The sequence below is a fragment of the Agrobacterium sp. D14 genome (genome assembly GCF_001526505.1).
Lineage (GTDB): Bacteria > Pseudomonadota > Alphaproteobacteria > Rhizobiales > Rhizobiaceae > Agrobacterium > Agrobacterium leguminum.
In genome coordinates this window covers 338,721-355,468 of record NZ_ASXX01000042.1, presented here as the reverse complement: position 1 = coordinate 355,468, position 16,748 = coordinate 338,721, and the positions used below count along the sequence as shown (strand labels likewise).

The following is a 16,748-nucleotide window of genomic DNA, read 5'->3' as shown; positions in this document are numbered from 1 at the left end:
CATTCATGCGGCAGATTTTTCCCGGTCTCGATCCCAAAAACTATGTGCAGCATCCGCTCCATTCCTCCGAGAGAATGTGGCCGGAAACCAATTGCTACATCGATTTGTGGATCGAGGTGCTGGCCTCGAAAGGTCTGCCGCCGGAAGCCATGTTCGGTTTCACGCTCACGCAGGATTTCGAAGGCGACCAGTTCACCTTCTTCAAGGTGCCGCTGGAAGACCTCGAGGCGCTTTATGGCGTTCGCGCCACCGAACTTGCGATCTTCGACAGCGTGGAAAGCCACATAGAGGCGCAGCTCGCACGCGGCCGCATCTGCCTGATCGAGATGGACAGCTTCTATATGCCTGATACCCATGGGGTGGGCTACCGGAAGGAACATGGCAAGACCACCATCGCCATCAACCGGCTCGATCTCGCGAAGCGTGAACTCGACTATTTCCACAATGCCGGCTTCTTCCACCTTGCAGGCGAAGATTTTGACGGCCTGTTCCAGCATCATCTGGCCGAGACCGACCCGCCTTTCCTGCCCTATACCGAATTTGCGAAATTCGCGGATAGTAGCCCCTCGCCCGCACATATTCGCAAGACGGCCGAACGGCTCCTGAAGTTTCATTTTTCCAGACGGCCCTCCGCCAACCCGGTCCGTGCTTTTGCCGGCGTTTTTCCGGCGCAGGTGGAAAAGGTCGCCGACCGACCCTTCGGCTTTTTCCACAAATATGCCTTCAACACGCTGCGCCAGCTGGGCGCCAATTTCGAACTGGCGGCAAGCCACTTCGAATGGCTGGACGCGGACGGTTTTTCTGAAGCAAGAAACCACGCGCTCAAGATTTCCGAGGTTGCCAAGACCGTGCAGTTCCAACTTGCCCGCGCCGTCACCCGCCGCAAATTTGATGCGCTGGCCACCGTGCTCGATCCAGCAGCGGATGCGTGGGATGGCGTGATGGAAGCGCTTGCGACTAAACTCACTGATGCCAGCGAGGCCGCGTGAGGACTTATCTTCCCGGCGAAAGCGAGGAATTGCTGAGCGAAGGCTGGACGCTGACGCTGACGCCCGCCGATGCCTGTGAGACGCCATCCGATATTCCCGCATCGCTCGAAAGCCTTCACGTCTCCGTTCCCGGCACCGTGGCGCAGGCTCTGGAAGCGGCTGGAAAATTCGACCGCCTTGACCCGGCGCCTCTCAATGACAGGGACGCCTGGTATCGGCTGACGATGATTTCCGATACGCGCGAACGCGCCACCTTGCGCTTCGACGGTCTCTCCACCATTGCCGAAATCTTCTTCAACGGCGAGCTCATCGCCGCGAGCCAGAGCATGTTCGAAAGGCTGGAAGTGCCTGTTGAACTCACGGGCGCGGACGAGCTTTGCATCTGCTTTCGGGCGCTTGCGCCAAGACTTGAAAAAACCGGTCCCCGCGCCCGCTGGCGGCCGCAGATGATGAATACGCAGGGGTTGCGGCTGATCCGTACCACCGCACTCGGTTACATGCCCGGATGGTGCCCGGAAATCCACGCCGCCGGTCCGTGGCGGCCCATCAGTCTGATTAGAAAGGAAGCGGTGCTTTGCACACTCCGATCTTCGCTGGACGAGGCAGGAACGGGAACACTCGCCATCTCGCTGGAAACCAAGCGGCCCATAAAATCGGCACGGCTTGGCTGCGCGGGTTATAGCGCCGATCTTTCCAGGGATGAGAACGGCAAGTTTTCCGGCGAGCTCCACATACCCGAAGTCGAACCATGGTGGCCGCATACCCATGGCAGGCCTGCGCTGCACGACACGCTTTTGGAACTGGACGGCGAACAACATAGGCTGGGGCGTACCGGCTTCCGGCGGGTCGAGATCGATCATGGCGAAGACGGTAATGGTTTCGGCCTCAAGGTGAACGGTCAGCCGGTCTTCTGCCGCGGCGCGGTCTGGACGACGGCCGATATTGTGCGCCTGCCGGGAACGGGGGCGGACTACGAGCCATGGCTTAGAAAAGCCGCGGAAGCCGGCATGAACATGATCCGCATCGGCGGCACCATGGCTTATGAGACGCCGGAATTTTTCGCGCTTTGCGACGAACTCGGCATCATGGTCTGGCAGGACGCCATGCTCGCCAATTTCGATTACCCGGCAAAGGACGAGAGCCTGCGCCAGCATATCGTCACGGAAATCTCGCAGTTCCTCGAAGCCACCGCGCTTTCTCCATCGCTCACCGTCTTCTGCGGCGGCAGTGAAATGTACCAGCAGGGCGCGATGCTCGGTCTGCCGGAACAGATATGGAAGGGAACGCTTACCGAGGAGGTTCTGCCGGAACTCCTTGCCGAGAAACGCCCGGACACAGCCTATGTCGCCAATTCCCCCTCCGGCGGTGCATTGCCCTTCTTTCCCAACGTCGGGGTCGGCCATTATTACGGCGTGGGCGCCTATTGCCGCCCGCAGGAAGATGCGCGCCGCGCCGATCTGCGCTTCGCCGCCGAGTGCCTCGCCTTCGCCAATATTCCCGAACAGGAGACGCTGGACAGATATCTACCTGGCGTGGCCGTGCACGATCCGCGATGGAAGGCACGCGCACCGCGCGATCGCGGGGCATCCTGGGATTTCGAGGATGTTCGTGACCACTATCTGAACCTGCTCTACGACGTCGAACCGGATGTTCTGCGTCGCGAAGACGGCAGCCTTTATCTCGACATGTCCCGGGCTGCCACGGCCGAGGTCATGGAGGCGACTTTCGCCGAATGGCGGCGCAGCGGTTCCTCCTGTCAGGGCGCTCTGGTCTGGACCCTGCAGGATCTCGTTCCCGGCGCAGGCTGGGGTGTCATCGATGCGACCGGCAGGCCCAAATCCGTCTGGCACGCGTTGAAAAGGGCGTTCCGCCCCATCCAGGTTACTTTTTCCGATGAGGGCACGAACGGGCTGGATATACACCTCGTCAACGAGACCGGCGGCGGCCTCGAAGCCATGCTGGAGCTGACCTGCCTGCGCGAAGGTGTGCAACCCGTCGTCCACGCCAAACGACCGCTCACGCTTTCGCCGCGACAGAGCCAGACCATTGCCGCAACAGATTTGTTCGGCGCCTTTTTCGATACGACCTATGCCTATCGTTTCGGCCCTCCATCCCATGATGTGACGGTCGCCCGGCTTCGCGACGTTGCGACGGGACATGTCATCGCCGACGCATTCCATTTCCCTCTCGGCCGGAAAAAGGCGCTGCACGCCGCGAACCTTCAGGTCGCGATCGGTGAAACGAGCGGCAACTGGTCTCTTGAAATCGGCACGGACCGGCTGGCGCAGTCCGTCCATGTCGAGGTGCAGGGTTATCACGCCTCGGAAAACTGGTTCCATCTCGGCCCCGGCGAAACAAGAAAAATCAGCCTCCTGCCGGAAACCCCGGCGACGGAAGCTCCTCCTTCCGGAGAGGTCGTGTCACTGGGTTCCAGCCGGCGATTTTCCTTCTAAAGCACGACAGCCAGGCATTTTTACCGCAAATGCGCGAGAGCCAGCCGCTTCACCGCGTCGATATAGATTTGTCTGGCTTCCGGCGTTGAAAGATTGTGATCGGCATCGGGAATAATGGTCAGCGACACGTTCTTATAGGCGGCCAGTCCTTCGCCATTGGCATCGAAGTAATATTGGAAATGTTCCAGACCATCGTCGTTGTCGCTGTAGAGCAGATGAACGACGGTATCATTCGCCTTCAATTTGTCGAACGCACCATAGACGGCACGTCCTTCCTCGCTGCCCCTGCGGAACAGCCTCGCCGTTTTTGTCGAAAGCCTCTTGATCGTCGCCTTGACGATATTCAGCCCCGCACTTGCCACATCGACATCGCCGCTGATGAGACGCTTGAATGTCGCGCCCTGTCGAAAGCGCTGGCTGTATTCCCCGAAGGAACGCGGGCGTTTGTGCAAGGCCTCATCTACCGAGCGGCCTTTACGCCAATGGAAGACGACCGGATTGACCGCGACCACGGCGTCGATCCGCTCATCGGCGATTGCACCGTTGAAGGCAAGATAAGCGCCGCTGCACCGGCCCGCCGCAATGAAAGGCCCCTTCCCACGCTTGCCGAGAAAATCGAGTGCGGCAGCCACGTCGTCATTCTGCGCGGCATCGTAAAGAACCTGCTCGGGCACGTTTTTGACCGGAGGACTGTCGGCAATATTGGCCGCGTCGAAGCGAAGCGATGCCACCCCCTCGCGCGCCAATGTACGGGCCATCTGCACGGAAAGCCTGCCCCAGCCCGCATGCCGGTCATAGGCCGCGCCAAGCAGAAGAACCGAAGAAACCACCTCCCGGTCGTCAGGCCCGCAAAAAATACCGAAAAGCCGCCCGCCTTCTCCAAATTGCACCGGCTGCTCGACAAAACCGCACCCACGCTGCGGGGCATTGACTGTGAAATCCTCCTGGGGAGTCACCTGACTCTCGGCATGGGTCTGGGAGAGCACCCAATCGACCAGCCGGTTGACCACATCGTCGGATATTTTCGAGAGCGTAGGGCTGGAGACGAGATCGTCGTAACCTGAAAACTCCGCCTCCTCCACCGCACCGCCGATCGCGATGAGATGCCTGGCGAAATCGGCATCGGTTACGCGGCCCGGCCGGGAAAGCGCCAGAATGCTGCGCGCCGGAGCAGCGGTCAGATTTGAAAGATTGGCCTTCCTGATCGCATCCGCAACACCGGCAGGCATGGCCATGCCGGCAATCGATCCCGCCTCCGTCATCCGTTGCGCGGGCCGAAGACCGAGACCATCGTCGATCATGGAGGACCACATCGCCAGCTCACGCAGATAGGCGCGGCCGGAAACGACAGGCGCCAGAAGAGCCATGGAACCCACTTCAGCCACATCGGCAAACGCCTGTGCAGCAATCAGGCAGCCGAGGCCCTGAGCGACAACGACCACTTCGGCGCAGCCGGAAAGACGCTTCAGACAGTTGAGCGCCGCGCGCGCGTCGGAAATCCAGTCCGCTGCACGGCCCGCATCATCAGGGTCGAAGGCGTCACCCGCGCCCAGATAGTCGAATCGCAGGCTGGCGACACCGCAAGCGGCCAGCCGCTCGGCCAGTACCCGTTGAAACTTGCGGCTGCACAGCTCCTCCATGCCCCATGGGCTGACGAAAAGAACGGCATGGCGCTGTCTGACATCCTTGCGCGCCGGATGGAAAATCCCGGTGAGCCCATCAAAAGAGACCGGATGCGCAACCGCCCCATTCGAGGCAATGCCGGAAAGCGACAATGCATCAAGAAACGGATCGCTGCCTGTACGCTCTGAAATATCTATCGCCATCGACCTTGCCATCATTGCGCCAGTGTCTGGCTCAACCATTACGGGATCATTGTATCGAAGCGTCTTACCGCCTGATCTACAATAAAAACAACAACATTAGAGAAGTCTAAAAATATAGTCGCATTTATATCCATTGCCGCCCGCACATTGCAAAAACGAACACCGGGATGACGGGCAAGTCCCGGCGGGGCCGCTATTTTGCTCGAAACCGCTTGAATATACTGATAAATAGCGAGTCCCATACCTATTTGCAGGAGGAGGTTGCGCCACCCGGCCACCGGATCGTCTAGACACCGCGCAAACCAACACGCCGGGCCACGCCCGACAGGTCATAGAAGTTTTATATGGAACAAAGCCTTACGCGTTATATCTGGTCGCACACGAGGCGGCAGCAGCTTTTCATTCTGCTGATCGTGGCCCTGTCGATGATCCCCTATTTCCTCGCCTTCGATCTGCCCAAGCAGATCGTCAACGGCCCAATTCAGGGGGATGGTTTCGAAGGGGCGAATGCGACGCAGCTTTTCATGCATCTCACGGTCGATATTCCCTACTGGGGCACCGTGACATTATTCCCCGGGCTTGAGCTCAACCGCATGTCGATGCTGATGGCGCTCAGCCTGACGTTCCTTGCGCTTGTCATCATCAACGGGCTCTTCAAATATTACATCAATACCTATAAGGGCCGCCTTGGCGAGCGGCTTCTGCGGCGCATCCGTTTCGAGCTCATCGACAAGATCCTGCGGTTCCCACCCTCCCATTTCAAGCGGGTCAAAGGTGCGGAAATCTCCAGCATGGTGAAGGACGAGGTGGAGCCGCTCGGCGGCTTTACCGGCGACGCCTTCGTGCAGCCGGCCCTTCTCGGCGGCCAGGCGCTCTCCGCGCTCTTCTTCATTCTCGTGCAGAATTTCTGGCTCGGCCTGATTGCGGCTTTCATGGCCGCCATACAGGTGGGCATCATTCCCAAAATGCGCCGCCGCCTCATCGAGCTTGGCCGCCAGCGGCAGCTGAGCGCCCGCCAGCTTGCCGGACGAATCGGCGAAATGGTTGACGGTATCGGCACCATCCATGCCTATGACACGTCCAATTACGAGCGGGCGGATGCCTCGCACCGGCTCGGCGACATCTTCAAGATCCGCTACGATCTCTACCAGTGGAAGTTTCTGGTCAAGTTCATCAATAACTTCCTCGCACAGCTCACTCCCTTCTTCTTTTATGCGCTCGGCGGTTATCTCACACTGAAGGGCAGCCTCGATGTCGGGCAGCTGGTAGCCGTCATCAATGCCTATAAGGAACTGCCCGGACCGCTGAAGGAACTGATCGACTGGGATCAGGCGCGTCAGGACGTGCAGGTGAAATACGAGCAGGTCTTCGAGCAGTTCGATGCCCCGAACATGATCGACGAGAAGGTGCAGAAACTGTCTCCCGGCGCAGTCGCGGCGATCAGCGCCCCGATCGTCGTCGCCAATCTGACGCTGGAGGACGATAGCGGCAGCCGGCTTCTGGAACAGGCATCGCTGAAGGTCGAACCCGGCGAGGTGATCGCCATCGTCGGCGGCTCGGGCGCCGAGGCGCTGGCGGATGCAATCGGCCGCACGCTCTGGCCAACCTCGGGCAAGATCAGCATCAACGACGTCGACATATTGGAACTGCCGGAATCGCTGACCGGGCGGCGTATTTCCTATGTATCCTCGGACAGCTATTTCTTCCACGCCAGCCTGAAGGACAATTTGCTTTACGGCCTCAAACACGCCCCGCTTGCGGACAGGAACTATGAGGGGGCAGCGCTGGAACATCGCAAGTGGGAAATCCGCGAAGCCAAGATGGCGGGCAATCCGCTGATCGATATCAACAGCGAATGGATCGATTACGCTTCGAGCCCGGCCGGCGACGGCAGGCCGGAAAATCTCATCCAGGCCATTCTGGCCGTCCTCGACAGCGTGGAACTGTCGCAGGATATTCTGGAATTTGCGCTGCGTTCGTCGATCGACCCTTTGACCGACCTGCATCTTGCCGCACGCATCGTTGAACTGCGGCATGTGCTGCGTGCGGAGCTCGAAAAGGAAAATCTGAGCGGCCTCATCGCGCCCTTTGAACTGGAGAGCTATAACAGCGAGGCGACGGTCGGCGAAAACCTGCTGTTCGGCACCATGCGGGATTCTTCCCAGACGATCCGAACCGTCATCGAAAGCGACTATTTCCGCTCCCTGATGCGCGAAACCGGCCTCGTGAAAACCCTGTTCGAGATGGGTTACACGATTGCCGAAAACATCGTGGAAATCTTCGCCGACCTGCCGGGAGACCACCCCTTCTTCCAGCAGCTCACCTTCATGACGCCCGACGACATTCCGGTCTATCAGCAGATGCTGCAACGCCTTCAGAGCCGGAGTTTCGACGAGGCCAATGAAAGCGAAAAGCGCGCAATGCTGCGGCTCAGCTTCTTCTACATCGAGCCTCGCCAGCGTTTCGGTCTGCTATCGCCGGAGATCATGAACCGGATCGTCGAAGTCCGACACATGTTCCATGAGAACCTGCCCGACAGCCTGAAAAACGTGATCGAAATCTACGATCCGACCAAATATATGAGCGCCACCAGCCTGCTGGACAATATCCTGTTCGGCAAGGTCAGCCATCGCTACACCGACGCCTCGCGGCGCATCACCCGCATCGTCGCCGATGTCATGCGCAAGCAGGGTGTCTATGAACGCGTGCTGGCGGTGGGCCTGGACTTCAACCTCGGCGCGGGCGGCAAACGGCTTGGCCCGCTCCAGCGCCAGAAGCTCAATCTGGCACGGGCGCTGATCCGCAAATCCGATTATTACGTCTTCAACCGCCCTCTTCCCGGCCTCGATCCCCGACAGCAGGAGGAAATTGTCGAGCGGGTCATCACACTCCTGAAACAGAACAACAATAGCCCGTCGATCATATGGGTCCTGTCGAATGCGACGCTCTCCCGCATGTTCGAGCGGGTGATCGTTGTTCATCAGGGCCTGATCACCGCCGACGGAAGTTACGAGACTCTCGCCGAGGAAAACGGTACATTCAAGGACATGGTCGCAACATAAATCCAAGAAGGTGACCGAGGTGGAACAAGAACAGGGTAAGTCAATGCTGTTTAAAGACGAAATTCAGATGCTGAAACGGGTGCCGTTTTTTTCGGAAATGGAACCGTCAAAGCTCAAACTACTGGCATTCGCATCCGACCGGGTGTCCTATCATGCTGGCGACGTGCTGTTTCATCAGGGAGATGTCGGCGATGCGGCCTATGTCGTCTTGACCGGAAAAGTCGATGTTCTGGTCGATTCCCCTTCGGGCACGCTGAAAGTGGCCGAAATGACCGGCAATGCCATTGTCGGCGAAATCGCAATCCTCTGCGACAGCGTCAGAACCGCGACCGTTCGCGCCTCCACCAATGTGGAAGCCCTGCGCATCGGCAAGGAACAGTTCTTCAAGCTCATGTCCGATTTCCCCGACATCACCATCAAGGTCATGCGCGTTCTGGCCGAACGCCTTACCCAGACGACGGCGGAACTGAGCAAAGCGCGGGCAGGCGCCCGGACATAAACGACAATTCCTTGCTACCTTGAATGGCGATATTGGAAAAATAAATGTCGTACTATTGCAATATAAATGAAATGCTGACTGAATAAGGGGTAAAGGCGTCCGCCAGAAACGAGCGGATATAAGAATCTATAGAGACAACGGGCTTCATGGGAGGAAAGCGTGCAAGATTCCGTTGTTATTGGGGTGTGTCATGGCGTTCGATTCCGACACAGCAAGTCGGGAAAGTAATAGAAATTTTCGGGTAAAGATCTGGGGTGCGCGGGGAACGCTTCCTGTTTCAGGTGAAAACTTCCGAAAATACGGCGGAAATACCATCTGCATCGAGGTAAGATGCGGCGATCACGTTCTTTTGTTCGATGCGGGTTCGGGCTTGCATCCCGCTGGCCTCGCCCTGCGGGCGGAAGGCATTACCGACGTCAACCTGTTCTTCTCGCATTGTCATTACGACCACATTGTCGGCTTCCCCTATTTCAAGCCCTTTTATAACAGCTCCAACGATGTCGCCATCTGGTCGGGCCACCTCGCTGGCACCATGACCACCCGGGAAATGCTCAAGGACTTCATGAGCCCGCCGTGGTTCCCCGTGCCGCTGGAAATCTGCTGCGCAAAAATCGACACGCGGGACTTCATGCCGGGCGACGCGCTCGATGTGCATCCCGGCCTTTCGATCAGAACCGGAATGCTCAACCATCCCGGCAACGCCATCGGATATCGGCTGGACTGGGAAGGAAGGTCCCTCGCCATCATCACCGACACCGAACATGAGCCGGGCGATATGGACGAAACCGTGCTCGACCTGATCAGGGACGTCGACCTTTTCCTCTATGACGCCATGTTCACCGATGAGGAAATGAGCCTTTATCGCGGCTATGGCCACTCATCCTGGCAACAGGCGATCCGCCTCGCCAAACGCGCCGGCGCAAAAAATGTCGGCTTCATCCACCACGCCCCAAGCCGCAGCGACGAAGAACTGGACAATATCGAAAAACAGGCGAAAGCCCAGTTCAGTGGGGCCTTCGCGGCCATGGACGGCCAGATCATCGAGCTCTGACGCAATCTGGCTCCGGCGAAGTCGACCTGTCCGACCGCGTTTTCGAAACCCTGATTTCGACATCCCTTGCCATGCGGGCGTTCGAACACGCACAATTGACCGTTTCCGATGGATTGCTCCACGATATTGCCACGAGACGGCCTGCAATAAGGGTGCCACCACATACTACATGATGATTCTGCGCTGAATGACCACATGATGGGATTTGCATGATCCGTTTCTTTTCGGAGACCAATTTGAGACGCGCCCGGATTTTATCCGGCCTCATCATATTTGCTTTCGTATTTTCCCATCTTTTCAATCACTCCCTCGCACTCATCTCCATCGATACCGCCGAACGGGCGCGAAAATGGTTCAGCCTGATCTGGCTCAACCCTGTCAGCAGCCTGCTTTTTTACGGTTCTGTTCTGGTGCATGTCTGTCTTGTTCTGCGCTCGCTCTATCTGCGCAGAACGCTGCGCATGCCGCTCCGCGAAGCGCTTCAGGTCATCTTCGGCCTGTCGATCCCGTTCCTGATCATCGGCCACGCCGTCAATATCCGCGTGTCGCATATGCTTTATGGCATCGATGTCGGCTATTATTCGGTCATCCGCAGGCTGTGGATCAACAACCCGATACAGGGCGCCTGGCAGAGCCTCGCCTTGATCGTGATCTGGGTCCACGGATGCATTGGCCTCTATTTCTGGCTGCGTTACCGGGACTGGTATCCGCGGATAGCCGGGCTGTTCATGACGGTGGCCGTGATGCTACCGCTGCTGGCGCTGCTGGGCTTCAGTGATGCCGGCCGCTGGCTGGCGGAAATCGATGAAAAATACGCGCTCCCACCCGGACTTGCCGACAATACGATTCAAAAGGACGAGCTGCCACTGCAGCGGGAAATGGAAACACAGATCCGTTTCATCACCGGCACAGCGGAGACGTTGTTCGTCAGCGCGGTAATGCTGGTTTTCGCCATGCGTGGCGTACGCAGCTTTCGGCAACGATTGACGGCAATCGAAATCCGCTATGAACATGGCGCGCAGGCACATGTACCGGCCGGTCTCAGCATTCTGGAAGCGAGCCGCCTTGCGGGAATTCCGCATTACTCCGTCTGCGGCGGCAAGGGGCGCTGCTCAACCTGTCGGGTCAAGGTTCTGAACAGCAAAGGCCCGCTACCGCCACCGGGAGACATCGAGCAAACCACATTGAGGCGCATCCATGCCGATTCCGATGTCCGGCTCGGCTGCCAGCTACGCCCCACCAGCGATATTGATATCGCGCTTCTCGTTTCACCGCCCCAGCAAAGCGACCTGCCGGCCGACGCACAACCGGCCCGGCCCGGCCGGGAAGAAGAAATTGCCATCCTCTTTTGCGATCTGCGCAACTTCACCACGCTTTCCGAAGCGAAGCTGCCCTATGATGTCGTCTTCCTTCTGAACCGCTATTTCACCATCGTCGGCCAGGCCGTAGAGCAGGCGGGAGGCCATCTCGACAAATTCATCGGCGATGGCGCCATGGCGCTTTTCGGACTTGGCGAGGACGCGGAACATGCCTGCCGCAACGCCATGAAAGCGGCCGCGACCATATTGCGGGATATAGCAATTCTGAACGAGGGGCTGGAGAAACAATTCGCCGTCCGTCTGGAAGTCGTCGTCGGCATTCATTCCGGTCCGAGCATCGTCGGCGTCATGGGATATGGCGCGGCCAAAACCCTGACGGCCATCGGCGATACCGTCAACGTGGCAAGCAGGCTCGAATCCAAGGCCAAGGAATTCGGCGCAGCCATCGTTGTTTCCGAACCGGCCATCATTCAGGCGGGACAGGAGATTGCCGATCTCAGAAGCGAAGAAATCGCCATCCGCGGCCGCAACTCGCAAATGAAGGTCTTCCTGCTCTCGAAAGAAGAGAGCGAGCGCTATTTATGAAATAGCGCCAACACACCCATCGGGGCGTCCGATCTCAAATCTTGCGATAGAGAAAATAACGGTCCGTCGGCACGCTTGCCGGCACCGGCAGCGGCTTCAACATGGGATGATCCAGAGGCAGACCGCTGACCGCGAGACCGCCTTTCGCCAGCATGCCCGCCGCAAGATCGGGCAACCATGTGAGGGTGACCGCATCCTTTTCCGGATAGCCCGTGCCGATATCGGCATGCACGAACGCCGCTTCCGAGCCGATGAAAGCCGGAGCGGTTTGCGATATTTCACCGATCACCAGATCCTCCTGCGCCGGAACGGAGGAGGCATGCGCACCCATGGCCCTGTCGAAAGCGATGATGCGGCGGTTGGGGAACAGCTCCCGCAGGTGATTGAAGGTGCGCCCGTTGCCAAGGCCGATTTCCATAAGCGCGCCTTCAGCCGGCAGATCGAGATCGGCCGCGACATGATTGAGGATATCCCGCTGCGCGGTCAGCCGGCGAATGAAACTATCGAGTCTGCTCATGTTATCAGGCCTTGATGATGTGTTTTGCGGCTATATCCCGACGCGCGAAAACATTGCGCGTGTCGATGATAAGCGGCGCCCATTCGCTTAGAGCGGCATAATCCACATTGTCATGATCGGTCGCAACGAGAACGGCGTCGAAGGCGCCTATCGCCTGCCTGTCCCACGGCACGGATTTCATGCCCATCAGATGGCTATATTCCCGGGTTTTCGGGATTTCGGCCACGTGGGGATCGAAATAGGCCGCTTCGCCGCCGCGCTCCTGAATAAGCTCGATGAGCTTCAGCGAGGGGCTTTCGCGAATATCCGGCACATTCTTTTTATAGGCGAGGCCGACGACCAGCACCTTCGAGCGGCTGAGCGCCTTGCCGGAATGAATATCGAGCGCCTCTGCAACCCGCCCGATGACGTGACGTGGCATGCCGGTATTGATCTCGCCGGCCAGTTCGATGAACCGCGTCGGCAATTCATATTCGCGCGACTTCCAGGTGAGGTAAAAAGGATCGATCGGTATGCAATGGCCGCCAAGGCCCGGGCCGGGATAAAAGGGCATGAAACCAAACGGCTTGGTCTTCGCCGCATCGATCACTTCCCATATATCGATACCCATCGCCTCGTAGACGACCTTGAGTTCGTTGACGAGCGCGATATTGACCGCGCGGAAGACGTTTTCGGTGATTTTGACCGCCTCGGCCGTGGCATTTGTCGAGACGGGGACGATCTTTTTGACCACCGAACCGTAAAATGCCGCCATCAGCTTTCCGGCCGCCTCGCCATCGCCGGCGACAACCTTCGGAATGGTCGAGGTCTCGAAATCGCGATTGCCAGGATCTTCCCGTTCAGGTGAAAAGCCGATGAAGAAATCGACGCCGGAGACGAGCCCCGTGCTTTCCAGAATGGTCTTCACCACCCCGTCAGTCGTGCCGGGATAGGTGGTCGATTCCAGAACCACGAGTTGTCCCTTGCGCAGATGGGCGGCAATATCGCGGCAGGTCTTTTCGACATAGGAAAGGTCCGGCTCGCGATATTTCGTCAGGGGTGTCGGCACGCAGATGGCGATGACATCGCATTCGGCCAGCCTGGAGAAATCCGAGGTGGCGACAAAGCCGTCATCCTCTCTCACACTCGCCAGCACCTCGTCGGAAACGGCCTCGATATAGCTGCGCCCGGCCTCGATCGCGGTAATTTTATCGGGATCGATATCGAAACCGACAACCTTGAAACCGCCCCTGGCGATCGTCATGGCAAGCGGCAGACCGACATAGCCGAGGCCGATCACCCCCGCTTTGGCGCTTTTGTTTTCAATGCTGGAAAGCAGGTTCCGGGAAATGTCTGGGGAAGTCAAAGCGTGTCACGCTCCGCGCATGTGCAAAAGATGCCTTTCAGTTGGGCAAGAATGACGGACCTGTCAAGGCTCGGCCCTTTCAAATTCCGGTTGACGCCCAAGCCACCGCCAACGCACAACCATCGCCATGAAGATCGCCTTTTATGCGCCGCTCAAATCTCCCAACCATCCCGTTCCCTCCGGCGACCGGCTGATGGCCCGTTTGCTAATGGCGGCGATCACGATGGGCGGTCACGATGTTTCCGTCGCTTCGGAACTGCGCAGCTTCCTGAAACAGCCGGATGACCCGGCAAGGACCTTGCTCGCCGATGAGGCCGAGCGCGAAATCGAGATCGTCACACGGCGCTGGCGACGGGATGGCGTGCCGGATCTCTGGTTTTGTTACCACCCCTATTACAAGGCGCCGGACTTGCTCGGACCGGAACTGAGCAAACGTTTCGACATCCCCTATGTCAGCGCTGAAGCGTCCTATTCGCCGAAACGGAATGGGATGGGATGGCAGGCAGTTCAGGATGGGTTGCTGGCCGCATTGAACGCCGCCGCCATCAATATCTGCTTCACCGCACGGGATCGTGAAGGGCTTGTGCGGGCCTCGCCCGCCCTTCGCTGGGCCATGCTACCGCCTTTCATCGATGCCGAGGCCTTTCTCAAGAACACGCCCCAGCCGACACCCGCAAGGCTCATCACCGTCGCCATGATGCGGGCGGGTGACAAGCTCGACAGCTATCGCGCCCTTTCCGAAGCGCTCGCCCTGTTGCCGCATGATCTCGACTGGACGCTGGATATCGTCGGCGACGGACCGGAACGCACGGCCGTACAGGCCATGTTCAGCGCGTTTCCCAACCACCGTCTCGTCTGGCACGGGGAAAAAACCGCGGCCGATATCGCCATGCTCCTTTCAAAAGCCTCTCTCTATGTCTGGCCAGGCCATGGCGAGGCCTATGGTCTCGCCTATCTCGAGGCGCAGGCCGCCGGCCTGCCCGTTGTGGCCGAAGAAGTGGCTGGCGTCCCCGAGGTGGTAAAATCCGGCGCCACAGGATTACTGACACCAGAAAATGATAGAGCTGCCTATGCCGACGCGATTAAAACCCTGCTCGGCGATGACAGACAGCGCGAAGAACTGGCACGGGCGGCCCGGCAATTCGTGAGGAACGAACGGTCTCTGGAAAACGCCGCAAAAGAACTGAACCATATCCTGCTGCAAGCAAAGGCGCGAACATCATGAGTCTGGAAAAACTCGTTGCGGCACTGGACGAATGCGGGCGGCGCGGCATATCCGCCGATCTCTGGCTCCGGGACGACGATGCGGTGGAGCCGACGCCCGCGCTCGACACGTTGCTCGATCTTTGCGGCGGCTTTTCCGCTCCGGTCACGCTCGCGGTCATCCCCGAGATGACGACCGATAAGCTCGCACGGCATCTGGATGTGTCGGACATTGCCCAGGTCGCCGTGCATGGCTGGTCCCATACGAATTATGCTGGCGAGAAGGAAAAGAAACAGGAACTCGGATCGCATCGCGATCCCGCTGTCGTTCTCGATGAATTGCAATCCGGACTGGATAAACTCCACGACCTGCATGGCGGGCGTTTGGTGCCGATGCTCGTGCCGCCGTGGAACCGCATAGATGTCGGTATCGTGAAGGCACTGGCGGGCCTCGGATATCGCGCCCTGTCCGTTTTCGGCCCGGAGAAAAGCACCCTGCCGCCCTGCCTGAACACCCATGTCGATGTGATCGACTGGCACGGCAGCCGCGGTGGCCGTGACGACAACGTGCTCTTTGCGGAGACCGCCGCCCGCATCCTGACGAGCGCCGAAAACGGCGGCACGACCGGCATCCTCACCCACCATCTCGTCCATGACGACAATGTCTGGCGCTTCCTGAGACGGCTTTTCGAGGTGACCGCCAAACATCCCGCCGCCCGCTGGCGTTCTTCGAAAGACCTTGTCGACGACATCTCACCATGATTTCCAGGCGATCAGCAATCCGCTCGCCTCAGTGGAAAGTTTCCGCCTGACCGCTTCCACCGTCTCAAAAGGCGCGCGGTCGGGAAGGGACGCGGCAACGAACCCCGCTGGCGCAAGGCTGATGCTCCCCGCCCGGGCGATGATGGTGAAGATCAAGGGGCCGGTCGACCACCAGGCAGGGGCGCGCGGCATGTCTTCGATAATCCCGGGAAAGGCATTCAGCATCCTGCTGAAAACCGGATGTCCGACAGGCGCAGCGATGAAGGAATTGGCAAGCAGCATGCTGCCCTGCCCCGTGTCACGCGGCGTTTTTTCGTCAAACACCGTCAGCCCCGCCAGAGGCAGGAATGTATCGAAACTCACATCGTCCCGCGCCGGATACCAGTCGCAATCGAGATAGATACCGCCAAACCGCCCCAGCAGGATATAACGGGCCACATCCACCGCGCCTGGATAGTCGCCCTTGTCGAGCATGGTTTTGAAGACGCCGTTCGAAAACACGCCTTCCCGCTCAAGATCGGCCTCCCGCCAGAGCCGATAGTCGTAACCATGGTTCGAAGCGTGGGCGGCCCATGCCTCAACCGATACCGGCGGGGCTTTTTCCCCGATCCATATCTGGTGGATGAGCCTTGGCACATCTTCACGGCTTTTGAGGCTGATCGTGCGACGTTCTTCCGTGGAAAACCGCGCATATTTCTCCAGCACCTGCGGGGGTGGAACAAGCGTATATTGATAACCGATCTTGGCGACCATATCGCCTTCGGCCTTGGCGAGGCGCAGCCGTGCCGCATGCAGCCGGCGCGGCAGGCCGAGCACTGTTTGCTCCCCCATCAGGTGGCCGTCCTTTGCTGCAACCAGCGATAAGAGAAGCGCATTGGCTTCCGCATACTGACCGCCATTTTGCAACTGCCGGGCCTTATCCAGCTGGGCATCGTAATATTTCTTGTCGGACATGGATCCTCATCCAGAAACGCTCGTTAACATATCGCCAAACAAAAGGCGTCAGGCAAGCCGTCGTGTTTCGGAAGCCGGCTTTGAATTCGCTAAACAATTCGATGTTTCAGAGGCATAGACAGACAACAAACCCTGCGATAACGTGGATTTAAGCCCTCCTGAGCAAATTGTCACAAGGCAAAG

Annotated in this window: 12 protein-coding genes; 8 read left to right on the top strand and 4 right to left on the bottom strand. The window is 58.7% G+C overall.

Features of this window, described 5'->3' with window-relative positions:
* The first annotated feature begins 5 nt into the window (after positions 1 to 5).
* Positions 6 to 989: a DUF1839 family protein gene (locus L901_RS20995; protein WP_059759981.1), complete on the top strand. Its 984-nt coding sequence runs from the start codon at positions 6 to 8 to the stop codon at positions 987 to 989.
* Positions 986 to 3,442: a glycoside hydrolase family 2 protein gene (locus L901_RS20990; RefSeq protein ID WP_059759979.1), complete on the top strand. Its 2,457-nt coding sequence runs from the start codon at positions 986 to 988 to the stop codon at positions 3,440 to 3,442. The genes L901_RS20995 and L901_RS20990 overlap by 4 nt, the downstream gene beginning before the upstream one ends.
* Before the next feature lie 20 nt (positions 3,443 to 3,462).
* On the opposite strand, the gene L901_RS20985 is transcribed toward L901_RS20990, so the two are convergent.
* Complete coding sequence (locus tag L901_RS20985) at positions 3,463 to 5,268, bottom strand: serine aminopeptidase domain-containing protein (RefSeq protein WP_183044113.1); 1,806 nt, start codon at positions 5,266 to 5,268, stop codon at positions 3,463 to 3,465.
* 344 nt (positions 5,269 to 5,612) lie between these two features.
* On the opposite strand from L901_RS20985, the gene L901_RS20980 reads away from it, so the two are divergent.
* The 4 genes from L901_RS20980 (at position 5,613) to L901_RS20965 (ending at position 11,784) form a co-directional block, all read left to right on the top strand.
* Positions 5,613 to 8,330: an ABC transporter ATP-binding protein gene (locus L901_RS20980; protein ID WP_059759975.1), complete on the top strand. Its 2,718-nt coding sequence runs from the start codon at positions 5,613 to 5,615 to the stop codon at positions 8,328 to 8,330.
* A gap of 43 nt (positions 8,331 to 8,373) precedes the next feature.
* Positions 8,374 to 8,829 carry a cyclic nucleotide-binding domain-containing protein gene (locus L901_RS20975; RefSeq protein WP_003521299.1) on the top strand — a complete coding sequence of 152 codons (456 nt, stop codon included), beginning with the start codon at positions 8,374 to 8,376 and terminating at the stop codon, positions 8,827 to 8,829.
* Positions 8,830 to 9,019: 190 nt separating this feature from the next.
* Positions 9,020 to 9,880: an MBL fold metallo-hydrolase gene (locus L901_RS20970; RefSeq protein ID WP_059759973.1), complete on the top strand. Its 861-nt coding sequence runs from the start codon at positions 9,020 to 9,022 to the stop codon at positions 9,878 to 9,880.
* Between the two features lie 209 nt (positions 9,881 to 10,089).
* On the top strand, positions 10,090 to 11,784 hold the full coding sequence (locus L901_RS20965) for an adenylate/guanylate cyclase domain-containing protein (RefSeq protein WP_059759972.1): 1,695 nt from the start codon (positions 10,090 to 10,092) through the stop codon (positions 11,782 to 11,784).
* Positions 11,785 to 11,818: 34 nt separating this feature from the next.
* Here the strand turns inward: L901_RS20965 and L901_RS20960 are convergent, their stop codons facing one another.
* Positions 11,819 to 12,301 (bottom strand): class I SAM-dependent methyltransferase, encoded by a 483-nt coding sequence (locus L901_RS20960; RefSeq protein WP_059759970.1) that lies wholly within the window; start codon positions 12,299 to 12,301, stop codon positions 11,819 to 11,821.
* 4 nt (positions 12,302 to 12,305) lie between these two features.
* Positions 12,306 to 13,646: a nucleotide sugar dehydrogenase gene (locus tag L901_RS20955; protein ID WP_059759969.1), complete on the bottom strand. Its 1,341-nt coding sequence runs from the start codon at positions 13,644 to 13,646 to the stop codon at positions 12,306 to 12,308.
* 127 nt (positions 13,647 to 13,773) lie between these two features.
* Here L901_RS20955 and L901_RS20950 point away from each other — a divergent pair, with 127 nt between their 5' ends.
* A complete protein-coding gene (locus tag L901_RS20950) occupies positions 13,774 to 14,871 on the top strand; it encodes a glycosyltransferase family 4 protein (protein ID WP_059759967.1) in 1,098 nt (365 codons plus the stop codon).
* Positions 14,868 to 15,611, top strand: a complete 744-nt coding sequence (locus tag L901_RS20945; protein ID WP_059759964.1) for a polysaccharide deacetylase family protein — start codon at positions 14,868 to 14,870, stop codon at positions 15,609 to 15,611. The genes L901_RS20950 and L901_RS20945 overlap by 4 nt, the downstream gene beginning before the upstream one ends.
* Here the strand turns inward: L901_RS20945 and L901_RS20940 are convergent.
* Positions 15,603 to 16,565: a glycosyltransferase family 32 protein gene (locus L901_RS20940; protein ID WP_059759962.1), complete on the bottom strand. Its 963-nt coding sequence runs from the start codon at positions 16,563 to 16,565 to the stop codon at positions 15,603 to 15,605. The two genes, L901_RS20945 and L901_RS20940, sit on opposite strands and share 9 nt — an antisense overlap.
* Positions 16,566 to 16,748 lie beyond the last annotated feature (183 nt).